Genomic DNA, 11,793 nt, shown 5'->3' with positions numbered 1-11,793 from the left:
GAGTGCAATCGGTAATGATCGCCGCGGCCCGGTGGCGGAAGCGTCTACGCGAGGGCGGTGCAACGCTCTTCATCCTGGTTCAAATCCAGGCCGGGTCTCCAGCCTTCGCTGGCTCCGCCAGCTTCGGCCAGACAAGCGCTTTCGTAGCGAAAGGCTGCCTCGACGAAGCCCGAAGGGCGAAGACGGGCGTGGCGCAGCAAGCCGCGCGCGATCATTTCGAACTCAATCCACCTTCACAACTTCACACTCCGGCAGCAGCGGCAGCCGCTCCGCATCCTTCGTCGCTGATGTGATTACCGCATCCAGCAGGCCGGGAAAGCGCGCATCCAGATCCTCGCGGCGCAGCCGCATGAAGCGGTTGGTGCCGGCGACGCGCGTCTGCATCAGGCCGCATTCGCGCAGCTTGGCGAAGTGATAGGCGAGGTTCGATTTGGCCCCGAGCCCGCTGAAGTCGCCGCAGCAAAGCTCGCTGCTGACACGTTCTTGCTGCGCGAGCTGGTAGACGATCGCTAACCGGATCGGATCGCTCAGGCAATCCAGGACCATCGGCAGCTCGATCTGCTCGCGGGTGGGGTGAAGCGGGGTTCGGCTCATGGATGAATCATAACAACCCGGCGCCAATGTTCAATAGTTCTTGAACCAATTGACTTCTGATCCACCAGCACCAATAGTTCAATAAACGTTGAACATAGGAATTTCACCAATGAGCGTGTTCTGGCTGGCCCTCGCGGCCTTTGCGATCGGGACCGAAGGCTTTGTGATCGCAGGGCTTTTGCCCGGCATCGCCGCCGACTTGCAGATTTCGGTCGCTGCCGCTGGTCAATTGGTCACCGCCTACGCCCTTACCTACGCCGTGGGCTCACCGATCCTGGCGGTCGCGCTGAACAACATCGACCGGCGCACCGTGCTGGCCCTGGCGCTGTCGACCTTCATCGCCGGGAACATCGCCGCGATGCTGGCTTCCAATTATGCCCTGCTGCTCGCCTCCCGGATGCTGATGGCCCTGGGCTCGGGTCTGTGCATGCCGACGGCTCTCGCCGTGTCGGTCGCCGTCGCCTCGCCCGAGCGGCGGGGGCGCGCCGTGGCGCTGGTGACCTCGGGCCTTACGGTTGCGACCGTCATCGGCGTCCCTCTCGGCAATCTCGTCGGCAGCCTGCTCGGCTGGCGCGCGACCTTTGCCATGGTCGCCCTGATCGGAACCGTCGCGCTCGCCGGCCTCCTGCTCGGCCTGCCCCGCGGCCTGCCGCGCAACACGGCTTCGCTCAGCGAGCGGCTCGCCGTAGCGCGCCACGGCCAGGTCCTGGTGGCGCTTTTGATCACGATTTTATGGGCGCTCGGCGGCTTCACCGTCTTCACCTATTTCGCGGTTCCACTGCGCAGTCTCGGCTTCGAGGCCTCGCAGATCAGCCTTGCGCTATTAGTGTTCGGCGGCGCGGCCGCGATCGGCAACATGCTCGGTGGCGTGCTGGCCGACCGGCTCGGCACGCTGACCACCGCCGCGCTCGGGCTCGCCGGCATGGCGAGTGCCCTGATCCTGCATTCACTGGCCCTGAAGCTGATGCCCGGCCCGGCCCAGTACGCCGTGCTGGGTGCGATCTTCCTCTGGGGCATCTCCGGCTGGGCGTTCTATCCGGCCCAGATCGCCAGCATCATCCGGATCGAGCCGCAGGCCTCGATGATCGCGCTCTCGCTCAACGCCTCCGCCATGTATCTCGGCTTCGCCATCGGCGGGGCACTGGGCGGGCTGGTGCTGGCCACACTCTCGCCGAACGACCTTGGCTGGATCGGCGGATCGAGCGTTGCGGCTTCGCTTCTGGTGCACCTTGCCCGTGGCTGGCAGGCGCGGCCAAAACCGGTCAAAATTGCCGGTTGATGGGCGTTTTTCGGGGTTTCGCCGCCCCGAAAACTGGTCTAAGACCCACCCGCGCGCGAGGGAGACCAACGCGCTCTCGGCCACACAGGGGACGCGCAACAAGCGCGCCCTTTTTTTGTGCCCAAATTCCACTTCGACTTCGGCGAGAGTTGATGCCCAAACGTACAGACATCACCACCATCCTGATCATCGGCGCCGGTCCCATCGTGATCGGCCAAGCCTGCGAGTTCGATTATTCGGGCACCCAGGCGGTGAAGACGCTGAAGGAAGAGGGCTATCGCATCGTCCTCGTCAATTCCAATCCGGCCACCATCATGACCGACCCGGAATTGGCCGATGCGACCTATATCGAGCCGATCACGCCCGAGATCGTCGCCAAGATCATCGAGAAGGAACGTCACGTCATTCCCGGCGGCTTCGCGCTGCTGCCGACGATGGGCGGACAGACCGCGCTGAACTGCGCGCTGTCGCTGCGCCGCCAGGGCACGCTGGAGAAGTTCGACGTCGAGATGATCGGCGCGACAGCCGACGCCATCGACAAGGCTGAGGACCGCCAGCTCTTCCGCGAAGCCATGACCAAGATCGGGCTCGAGACGCCGAAGTCGCGGCTCGCCAACGCGTCGGCCTTGAAGAAGTCCTTCCGAGACAAATACCTCGCCGAGCGCGAAAAGCTCTCTGGCGCCGCGCTGGAAGAGCATGAGCGGCAGTGGACGCTGGGCGAAAGCGATCGCCGCAAGCGCTATCAGGAATACGCGCTCGGACAGGCGATGATGGCGCTGTCCGAGATCGGACTGCCCGCGATCATCCGCCCCTCCTTCACCATGGGCGGCACCGGCGGCGGCATCGCCTACAACAAGGAAGAGTTCCTCGACATCATCGAGCGCGGCCTTGATGCGTCTCCCACCAACGAAGTGCTGATCGAAGAATCCGTGCTCGGCTGGAAAGAGTACGAGATGGAGGTGGTGCGCGACAAGAAGGACAATTGCATCATCGTCTGCTCGATCGAGAACCTCGATCCGATGGGCGTGCACACCGGCGATTCCATCACGGTGGCGCCGGCGCTGACGCTGACCGACAAGGAATACCAGATCATGCGCGACGCCTCGCTGGCGGTGCTGCGCGAGATTGGGGTGGAGACCGGCGGCTCCAACGTGCAGTTCGGGGTCAATCCTGAGGACGGCCGCATGGTCGTCATCGAGATGAATCCGCGCGTGTCGCGCTCCTCCGCGCTGGCATCCAAGGCCACCGGCTTTCCGATTGCCAAGGTCGCCGCCAAGCTCGCGGTCGGCTACACCCTCGACGAGATCGCCAACGACATCACCGGCGGCGCCACGCCGGCCTCGTTCGAGCCGACCATCGACTACGTCGTCACCAAGGTGCCGCGCTTCGCCTTCGAGAAATTCCCCGGCGCCTCCACCACGCTGACCACGTCGATGAAATCGGTCGGCGAGGTCATGGCGATCGGCCGCACCTTCCAGGAGACCCTGCAAAAGGCCCTGCGCGGGCTCGAGACCGGCCTCACCGGTCTCGACGAGATCGAGATCGAGGGTCTCGGCCGCGACGACGACAAGAACGCGATCCGTGCCGCGCTCGGCACGCCGACGCCGAACCGCATTCTTCAGGTGGCCCAGGCCATGCGGCTCGGCTGGTCGAACGAGGACATCTTCAAATCCTGCAAGATCGACCCGTGGTTCCTCGGCGAGATGCGTGGCATCGTCGACATGGAGGAGAAGGTCCGGAAGAACGGCCTGCCGAACAACGCCTTCGGCATGCGCACCCTGAAGAGCATGGGCTTCTCCGACGCACGACTTGCAGTGCTGGCCGAGACGACAGAGGCCGAGGTTGCCGCGAAGCGCCACGCGCTCGGCGTTCGTCCGGTCTACAAGCGCATCGACACCTGCGCGGCCGAATTCGCCTCGCCCACCGCCTACATGTATTCGACCTATGAGGCGCCGTTCGCAGGCGCTCCGGCGGACGAGAGCACCCCGTCCGACAAGAAGAAGGTCATCATTCTCGGCGGCGGCCCGAACCGCATCGGCCAGGGCATCGAGTTCGACTATTGCTGCTGTCACGCCTGCTTCGCGCTGCATGACGCCGGCTACGAATCCATCATGGTCAACTGCAATCCGGAGACGGTGTCGACCGACTACGACACCGCCGACCGGCTCTATTTCGAGCCGCTCACCGCCGAGGACGTGCTGGAGATCATCGCCAAGGAGCGCAGCAAGGGCACGCTGCACGGCGTGATCGTGCAGTTCGGCGGTCAGACGCCGCTGAAGCTGGCGCGCGCGCTGGAAGCCGCCGAAGTGCCGATCCTCGGCACCTCGCCCGACGCGATCGATCTCGCCGAGGACCGCGACCGCTTCAAGCGCGTGCTCGACAAGCTGCGGCTCAAGCAGCCGAAGAACGGCATCGCCTATTCGGTCGAACAGGCAAGGCTCGTCTCGGCCGATCTCGGCCTGCCGCTGGTGGTGCGCCCGTCCTACGTGCTCGGCGGCCGCGCCATGCAGATCATCCGCGAGGAGAACCAGCTCAACGACTATCTGCTCGGCACGCTGCCGGAGCTGGTGCCCGCCGACGTCAAGGCGCGCTATCCGAACGACAAGACGGGCCAGATCAACACCGTGCTCGGCAAGAATCCGCTGCTGTTCGACCGCTATCTGTCGGATGCCACCGAGATCGACGTCGACTGTCTCTGCGACGGCGAGGACACCTTCATCGTCGGCATCATGGAGCACATCGAAGAGGCCGGCATCCATTCCGGCGACAGCGCCTGCTCGCTGCCGCCGCACTCGCTCGAGCCTGAGATGATCGAGGAGCTGGAGCGACAGACCCGCGAGCTCGCGCTCGGCCTCGACGTCGTCGGCCTGATGAACGTGCAATACGCCATCAAGGACGGCGAGATCTACGTGCTCGAGGTCAATCCGCGCGCCTCGCGCACCGTGCCCTTCGTCGCCAAGGTGGTCGGCACGCCGGTCGCGAAGATCGCCGCGCGCATCATGGCGGGCGAGAAGCTCGCCGATTTCAAGCTGAAGAAGGCCAAGCTCAGGCACGTCGGCGTCAAGGAATCGGTATTCCCCTTCGCGCGCTTCCCGGGCGTCGACACGGTGCTCGGCCCCGAGATGCGTTCGACCGGCGAGGTCATGGGCATCGACCGCAACTTCGAGGTCGCTTTCGCCAAGAGCCAGCTCGGCGGCGGCACGCGAGTACCGCGCAAGGGCACGGTGTTCGTCTCGGTGCGCGAGAGCGACAAGACGCGGATCGCGGAAGCCGTGCGCGAACTGCATTCGCTCGGCTTCAAGGTGCTGGCAACCTCGGGCACGCAGCGCTTCCTGACCGACCAGGGCATCCCGACCGAGAAGGTGAACAAGGTGCTGGAAGGGCGGCCGCACATCGTCGATGCCATCACCAATGGCGACGTCCAGCTCGTCTTCAACACCACGGAAGGCCCGCAGGCGCTGGCCGACAGCCGTTCGCTGCGGCGCGCGGCCCTCTTGCATAAAGTGCCGTATTACACCACTCTTTCCGGGGCCGTGGCGGCCGCGCAGGGCATCCGCGCCTATCTGGGCGGGGACCTTGAGGTTCGTACCCTGCAGAGCTACTTTTCGGAAACCTGATCACTAGCGGCGGCGACGCCTCCGCTAAGTGATTGGCAATGAAGCCACAATGGCCGGAGGAACCGATCCGGCCAGGTGGTGGTTCTGTTCCGGCGTCAGCCCCATATGAGATCCCGGTGGGCGCGTGTTCAGCCCGGGAATACCGACGAATCAAGGTTGCCGCGCCCTCGGTTTTTTATCGGGCGCGCAACTGAAGGACGAGAGAAGAGATGGAAAAGGTTCCGATGACCCAGGCCGGCTTTGTCGCGCTCGGGGAAGAATTGAAGAAGCGCCAGTCGGAAGATCGTCCGCGCATCATCGAGCACATCGCGGAGGCGCGCTCGCACGGAGACCTGTCGGAGAACGCGGAATATCATGCCGCGAAGGAAGAGCAGTCGCACAATGAGGGCCGCATCGCCGAGCTCGAGGACAAGCTCGCGCGCGCCGACATCATCGACATCTCGAAGCTCTCCGGCGACACCATCAAGTTCGGCGCCACCGTGACCCTGGTCGATGAGGACACCGAGAAGAAGACGGTGTGGCAGATCGTCGGCGAGGTCGAGGCCGACGCCAAGAAGGGCCGCATCTCCATCACCTCGCCGCTCGCGCGCGCGCTGATCGGCAAGAAGAAGGGATCGACCGTCGAGGTCAATGCACCCGGCGGCGCCAAGGCGTACGAGATCACCAAGGTGGAGTGGCGGTAAGGACTTGCGCTGCACTGAGACGTTTTGAAAAGGCCGCGCATCGCGCGGCCTTTTCGTTTCTGCACGTTGGTTGAAGTGTCCCTGCTCTCACCCCGTCATTGCGAGGAGCAGAGCATCCCTACCGCCGCCCCTTTACCTCCAGCGGCACCGCCGCCTCGTATTTCGAATTGTGCAGCACCAACGAGGTCCGCACGTTGCGGACGTGGGGCGCGGCGGTGAGATGCGTGACGAAATCCTGGAAGGTCGCCATGTCGGGGGCGACGCATTTGAGGATGAAATCGACCTCGCCCGAGAGCATCCAGCACTCCCGCACCAGCGGCTCGGCGCGGACGAACTCCTCGAAAGCACGCAAATCCGCCTCGGCCTGGCTCGACAGGTGCACGGCGGCGAACACGGTGACGTCGAAGCCGAGCTTGCGGGCATCGAGCAGGCCGCGATAGCCGTGGATGTAGCCCTCCTCCTCCAGAGCCCGGACGCGGCGCAGGCAGGGTGGCGGCGAGATGCCGACGCGCTTGGCCAGCTCGACATTCGTGATTCGACCGTCGGCCTGAATCTCGGTGAGAATTTTCAGGTCGATCTCGTCTAGGTTCCGCGACACGTGATTGGAACTCCTGGCCTTTGCGGCGGTATCGGGTGGCTTGTCGCAATCCTCATACCCAGTCTGCGCGACCAGCGCAATTTTATTGCGCGTGCAGCGCAATCGACTTTTGTTCCTTGTTGGAAAAATCCGCCGAGAGGGAATGCAATTCTTGCATAGCTCACCAGAAGGCTTAGATTAGCTCTGATATTTCAGCGCCTCCGCGAGGCCTCCCGGCATGTTCCGCGCCCGCGCTGCAAATCCCCCGTGAAAGGCGTCCATCGAAATGTCCGCTCCTGTTCATGCAAAGGTCGTCATTATCGGCTCCGGCCCCGCCGGCTATACCGCCGCGATCTACGCCGCTCGCGCGATGCTCGAGCCGATCCTGATCCAGGGCATGCAAGCGGGCGGCCAGCTCACCATCACCACCGACGTCGAGAACTATCCGGGCTTCGCTGACGTGATCCAGGGTCCCTGGCTGATGGAGCAGATGGAGAAGCAGGCGGTCCATGTCGGCACCAAGATCGTCACCGACCTGGTCGTCAAGCTGGAGACGGCGCAGCGTCCGTTCCGCCTCACCTGCGACAGCGGCGACGTCTATCTCGCCGACGCCGTCATTCTCGCCACCGGCGCGCAGGCGCGCTGGCTCGGGCTGCCGTCAGAAGTGAAATTCCAGGGCGGCGGGGTGTCGGCCTGCGCCACCTGCGACGGCTTCTTCTACCGCAACAAGGACGTCGTGGTGGTCGGCGGCGGCAATACCGCGGTCGAGGAAGCCCTCTATCTCACCAACCATGCCTCGCAGGTCACCATCGTGCATCGCCGCGATCATTTCCGTGCCGAGCGCATCCTGCAGGAGCGCCTGTTCAGGCATCCGAAGATCAAGGTGATCTGGGACTCCGCCGTCGACGAGATCTGCGGCAACGAGAACCCGAACAAGGTCACCCACGTCCGTCTCAAGAACGTCAAGACCGGTGCGCTGTCGGACCTGAAGACCGACGGCGTCTTCATCGCCATCGGCCACGCGCCGGCGACCGAGCTCGTGAAAGACCAGGTCAAGCTGAAACCGTCGGGCTATGTCGAGACCGCCCCGAACTCGACAGCCACCTCGGTGCCCGGCCTATTCGCCGCCGGCGACGTCGCCGACGAGACCTATCGCCAGGCCGTGACGGCCGCAGGCCTCGGCTGCATGGCAGCGCTCGAGGCCGAACGTTTCTTGGCCCTGCGCGCCAGCGAGCGCGCGGCAGCGGAATAAAGATCATGCCTCGAACACGCGACGGATTTACGGATATGGACTGGGACAAGCTGAAGGTGTTTCACGCAGCGGCGGAAGCGGGCAGCTTCACGCATGCGGGCGAGCAGCTCGGCCTGTCGCAATCGGCGGTCTCCCGCCAGGTCTCGGCGCTGGAGCAGGAGCTTTCGGTCTCGCTGTTCCACCGCCACGCCCGCGGCCTGATCCTCACCGAGCAGGGCGACCTGTTGTTCCGCACCGCGCACGACGTGTTCATGCAGCTGCAGGCGGCGCGCGCCAAGCTGACCGACAGCCGCGAGCGGCCGAGCGGCGACCTCAAGATCACCACCACCCCCGGCGTCGGCATCAACTGGCTGATCCCGCGGCTCGGCGAATTCACCGCGCTCTATCCCGAGATTCGGATCTCCCTGATCGTCACCGACGAGGAGCTCGATCTGTCGATGCGCGAGGCGGACGTTGCGATCCGCACCCGCAAGCCGACGCAGCCGGACCTGATCCAGCGCAAGCTGTTCGCGATGGGCTTCCACGCCTATTGCTCGCCCGAATACATCAAGCGCTTCGGCACGCCGCGCACGCTGGAGGAGCTCGACTCCCACCGCATCATCACGCTCGCCGACGGCAACTTCGCGCCGCATCTGCAGAACCGTAACTGGCTGGTCGAAGCCGGCCGCAACGGCTCGGGGCCGCGCGAGGCCTATTTCAAGGTCAACAACATCCTCGGTCTCGTGCGCGCCTGTCAGCAGGGCCTCGGCATCGCCGCCCTGCCCGACTACCTCGTCGAGGAACAGAGCAAACTCGTGCAGCTGTTCGGCGAGTCGGATTCGATCCAGCTCGACACCTACTTCGTCTATCCCGAGGAGTTGAAGACGGTGGCGCGCGTGCAGGTGTTCCGCGATTTCGTGGTCAGCAAGGCGCAGCGCTGGCCGTCCTGATTTCCGCATGACTGACATGCGGCCTCGGCTGTTGCTGCAGGACGCTCGTCAAGCCCATACTGTTTGCACGCTGAGCCTTCGCGTTGCGCATTTGTCCCCCTCCTCCAGTGGCGCGGGAGTTCAGTAATCCCTCTTGGAAGGTGATTGTGTCGGCCTCACGTGGCCAATACCTTAAGCCGGGCTCTTTGGGCCCGGCTTTTTTTCTGTCAAATCGGCCTTCGCCCTCCGCGTGTATTGACAGTTCCAGGCATACCCCGCATCATTTGTAAATGATCACGAAGTCGTGCGCAGCAATCTCGAAAAAAGGCCCCCATGCCGGGGCCTCGGATTTTTGCGCGCACTAGGTGACTTCATCATCGCTGCAAATCTTCGAAAACCCCGCCGCCTGGACGGGGTTTTTTCATGTGCCTCCGTCTCAGGTTCTTTTCCCGAGAAGGAGATGGAAACATGACCGGTCTACAGGAACAATTGCACGGGCTGTGGCTGCCGCTGGTGACGCCGTTCCAGGGCAGCGCGCTCGACGAGCGATCGTTGCGGCGCCTGACGCGGCACTACAGCGCGCAAGGCATCGACGGCTTCATCCTGGGGGCGACCTCCGGTGAAGGCATGACGCTGCGCGAGCCCGAGCTCGAACGTCTCGTCGCCATCGTGCGCGACGAGATGGCGGCCGGCCGCCGCACCTTGCCGATCTGCCTCGGGCTGTCGGGGACCGACACCTCGCGGCTGCAGGAGCGTCTCGACGAGACCGCGGACTGGCCGATCGACGGCTATCTGATCGCGAGCCCCTATTATGTGCGGCCCTCGCAGCGCGGCCTCCTGGCGCATTTCGAGGCGCTCGCCGATCACGCCGCCTGGCCGCTCGCACTCTACAACATCCCCTATCGCACCTCGGTGAACATCACCAACCAGACCATGCTGCGGCTCGCCGAGCACAGGAACATCGTGGGCCTGAAGGATTGCGGCGGGAGCCGCGAACAATCCATCGCGCTGCTGCGCGATCGGCCGAAGGAATTTCGCGTGCTCACCGGCGAGGACGCGAACTATTTCGAGGCGCTCACCGACGGCGCCGACGGCGGCATCGTGCTGTCCGCCCATGTCGAGACCGCGACGTTTGCGGCCGTCTATGCCGAGCACAAGCGCGGCAATTACGACGCCGCGCAGGCGCGCTGGCACGAGGTCGCCGAGCTGACGCGGCTGTTGTTCACCGAGCCGAGCCCGGCGCCGGCCAAGTACTGGCTGTGGCGGTGCGGCCTGATCGACAGCCCCGAAGTGCCCCTGCCGATGGTGGAAGTGAGCAGCGAGCTCGCCGCCACGATCGATCGCGAGATCGAGCGACGGACGAAGATCGCGGCGTAGCGGCCTTCTCTTCACGCCACCGCCGTCATTTCGGGGCGCGCGCGCAGCGCGAACCCGGAATGATGGCGGTGGGAGCGACCGGGCGTGCGCCGTGGTTAACCGCGCACCAACGCTCTTCGCGCTTGCCGCATGGCGCATCCACGTCTCGTTTACGCTCCGGTGCCTATCGTTGCCCTCCCAAGAGCTTCCAGAGGGGGAATGACCATGGGGCATCGCCCCCGGCCTACAGCCCCCCGCCAATTCGCGCCGGCCGATCTTTTGCAGGGAATTCTCGTCGTTTCGTCGTTCGGATTCTGGGCGGTGATGCTCGGCCTGGTGCCGGTGCTGCTGTTTCGGATCTGGCTCGCCTGACGGCGCCGCTCGCGCGGATGGTTAAACGGCCGTCGCAAATGCGTTCAAAATACGAGCGGCGGCGCAAGCCGGAATCTTAAAACATCCCGGGATATCGTCCACGCCCATAAGCGAAGAAATCGCGGGGGCGTTTGTGAATAATCATAATGAGTTGGCGCCGCATTACGGCGCCGGACAGGACACGCTGTCCACCGAGCAGGCCTTTACCACCGAGGACATTCTCTGGGCCGTCGGCATCTGGTCGGTGATCCTCACGCTGTCACCGGTCATCGTGTTCTACATGCTGATGGTGGCGTAGCTTTCTCGTCAGTCCCAGAAACGCAAAACGCGCGGACATCCGCGCGTTTGTCGTCCGGGGAATGATCAATAAAAAATTATGCTGCCTGCTTGTGCATTGCGCCGGATGCCGACGCCGTGCCGCGAATGGCCTTCACTGAACGCTCGATGGCCGCCCACAGCCTTGCAATTTCCTGAGCTGCGCGGCTCTCGGCCTGGTACTCCCGCGCGCCTTCGCCGTGGCTCAGCGCCATCAGCAAATCCGAACGGTTGGTGATCTGGCCGCCCCACACCGGCGCACGGAATTTCGCCAGGGCTTCGCGGGCAATGGTGACGATCGGGCTTTCCGCTTCGTCGCGCTTGGCCGGCGCACCGTTGAGCACGACCGCGTAGGGCTTGCGCGCGGCGCGGCACATCTGGATGGTTTCCTGCACCGCGTTGACGTCGAACACGCCGGGACGGGCGGGGATCACCACCATGGTGGCGTTCTTGATCGCATCGTCGACGACGGCCGACAGGTTCGGCGGCGTGTCGATCAACACCCATTCATAACCATCGCGCTTGGCAGCGGAGACGATGCCGCTGACGGAGTTCACAGCCGCCTTGATCGGCGGCTCGTTGGTGCCACGCAGCTTGTGCCACAGCGTCAGCGAGCCCTGCGGGTCCGCGTCCACGAGCATGACCTGCTTGCTCGCCTTGATCTGCGCGGCGAGATGTGCAGCCAGGGTACTCTTGCCCGAGCCGCCTTTACGCGATGCAAAAACAATAACGTTCATACCTTCGGCCTCCAGATTGACCCCAGGCCGCGAAAATGAATCACCGCGCTGATTCGGGAAAGAAAAATTTATCGGGGGTTGCGTTGGAGCCACGAAATAACAA

Annotated in this window: 11 protein-coding genes and 1 tRNA gene; 9 read left to right on the top strand and 3 right to left on the bottom strand. The window is 64.2% G+C overall.

Annotated elements, in window-relative coordinates; all coding sequences use genetic code 11:
- The first annotated feature begins 25 nt into the window (after nt 1-25).
- Nucleotides 26-101, top strand: a tRNA-OTHER gene (locus tag X268_RS39205).
- Nucleotides 102-222: 121 nt separating this feature from the next.
- On the opposite strand, the gene X268_RS03735 is transcribed toward X268_RS39205, so the two are convergent.
- The gene (locus X268_RS03735) at nt 223-594 is read right to left on the bottom strand and encodes an ArsR/SmtB family transcription factor (RefSeq protein ID WP_128923670.1); all 372 of its coding nucleotides are present in this window, start codon (nt 592-594) and stop codon (nt 223-225) included.
- A 109-nt stretch (nt 595-703) separates the two neighbouring features.
- Here X268_RS03735 and X268_RS03730 point away from each other — a divergent pair, with 109 nt between their 5' ends.
- The 3 genes from X268_RS03730 to greA all read left to right on the top strand — a co-directional run bounded on the left by X268_RS03730 (nt 704) and on the right by greA (nt 6,173).
- On the top strand, nt 704-1,873 hold the full coding sequence (locus X268_RS03730) for an MFS transporter (RefSeq protein WP_128923669.1): 1,170 nt from the start codon (nt 704-706) through the stop codon (nt 1,871-1,873).
- Nucleotides 1,874-2,025: 152 nt separating this feature from the next.
- Entirely contained in the window at nt 2,026-5,490 is a 3,465-nt protein-coding gene (gene carB, locus X268_RS03725; protein WP_128923668.1) for a carbamoyl-phosphate synthase large subunit, read from the top strand.
- Between the two features lie 209 nt (nt 5,491-5,699).
- A complete protein-coding gene (gene greA, locus X268_RS03720) occupies nt 5,700-6,173 on the top strand; it encodes a transcription elongation factor GreA (RefSeq protein WP_018643807.1) in 474 nt (157 codons plus the stop codon).
- Between the two features lie 118 nt (nt 6,174-6,291).
- Here the strand turns inward: greA and X268_RS03715 are convergent, their stop codons facing one another.
- On the bottom strand, nt 6,292-6,771 hold the full coding sequence (locus tag X268_RS03715; protein ID WP_008135853.1) for an Lrp/AsnC family transcriptional regulator: 480 nt from the start codon (nt 6,769-6,771) through the stop codon (nt 6,292-6,294).
- Between the two features lie 265 nt (nt 6,772-7,036).
- Here X268_RS03715 and trxB point away from each other — a divergent pair, with 265 nt between their 5' ends.
- The 5 genes from trxB to X268_RS03695 all read left to right on the top strand — a co-directional run bounded on the left by trxB (nt 7,037) and on the right by X268_RS03695 (nt 10,936).
- Nucleotides 7,037-8,002: a thioredoxin-disulfide reductase gene (trxB, locus tag X268_RS03710; protein WP_128923667.1), complete on the top strand. Its 966-nt coding sequence runs from the start codon at nt 7,037-7,039 to the stop codon at nt 8,000-8,002.
- A gap of 5 nt (nt 8,003-8,007) precedes the next feature.
- Nucleotides 8,008-8,931 (top strand): LysR family transcriptional regulator, encoded by a 924-nt coding sequence (locus tag X268_RS03705; protein ID WP_027575284.1) that lies wholly within the window; start codon nt 8,008-8,010, stop codon nt 8,929-8,931.
- Nucleotides 8,932-9,378: 447 nt separating this feature from the next.
- Nucleotides 9,379-10,287: a 4-hydroxy-tetrahydrodipicolinate synthase family protein gene (locus X268_RS03700; protein WP_128923666.1), complete on the top strand. Its 909-nt coding sequence runs from the start codon at nt 9,379-9,381 to the stop codon at nt 10,285-10,287.
- 204 nt (nt 10,288-10,491) lie between these two features.
- Nucleotides 10,492-10,638, top strand: a complete 147-nt coding sequence (locus X268_RS39200; RefSeq protein WP_164937509.1) for a hypothetical protein — start codon at nt 10,492-10,494, stop codon at nt 10,636-10,638.
- 133 nt (nt 10,639-10,771) lie between these two features.
- Complete coding sequence (locus X268_RS03695) at nt 10,772-10,936, top strand: hypothetical protein (RefSeq protein ID WP_164937428.1); 165 nt, start codon at nt 10,772-10,774, stop codon at nt 10,934-10,936.
- A gap of 76 nt (nt 10,937-11,012) precedes the next feature.
- Here X268_RS03695 and X268_RS03690 read toward each other — a convergent pair whose 3' ends face one another.
- Nucleotides 11,013-11,690: a ParA family protein gene (locus tag X268_RS03690; protein ID WP_025032179.1), complete on the bottom strand. Its 678-nt coding sequence runs from the start codon at nt 11,688-11,690 to the stop codon at nt 11,013-11,015.
- Between the last annotated feature and the right edge of the window lie 103 nt (nt 11,691-11,793).

It is taken from the genome of Bradyrhizobium guangxiense (genome assembly GCF_004114915.1).
GTDB classification, from domain to species: domain Bacteria; phylum Pseudomonadota; class Alphaproteobacteria; order Rhizobiales; family Xanthobacteraceae; genus Bradyrhizobium; species Bradyrhizobium guangxiense.
The sequence above is the reverse complement of the archived record's forward strand: the minus strand, read 5'-3'. Positions and strand labels throughout refer to the sequence as shown.

Coding starts and splice junctions, on each gene's coding strand:
- X268_RS03735 (WP_128923670.1), bottom strand. CDS start 594: ATGAGCCGAACCCCGCTTCACCCCACCCGCGAGCAGATCGAGCTGCCG.
- X268_RS03730 (WP_128923669.1), top strand. CDS start 704: ATGAGCGTGTTCTGGCTGGCCCTCGCGGCCTTTGCGATCGGGACCGAA.
- carB (WP_128923668.1), top strand. CDS start 2,026: ATGCCCAAACGTACAGACATCACCACCATCCTGATCATCGGCGCCGGT.
- greA (WP_018643807.1), top strand. CDS start 5,700: ATGGAAAAGGTTCCGATGACCCAGGCCGGCTTTGTCGCGCTCGGGGAA.
- trxB (WP_128923667.1), top strand. CDS start 7,037: ATGTCCGCTCCTGTTCATGCAAAGGTCGTCATTATCGGCTCCGGCCCC.
- X268_RS03705 (WP_027575284.1), top strand. CDS start 8,008: ATGCCTCGAACACGCGACGGATTTACGGATATGGACTGGGACAAGCTG.
- X268_RS03700 (WP_128923666.1), top strand. CDS start 9,379: ATGACCGGTCTACAGGAACAATTGCACGGGCTGTGGCTGCCGCTGGTG.
- X268_RS39200 (WP_164937509.1), top strand. CDS start 10,492: ATGGGGCATCGCCCCCGGCCTACAGCCCCCCGCCAATTCGCGCCGGCC.
- X268_RS03690 (WP_025032179.1), bottom strand. CDS start 11,690: ATGAACGTTATTGTTTTTGCATCGCGTAAAGGCGGCTCGGGCAAGAGT.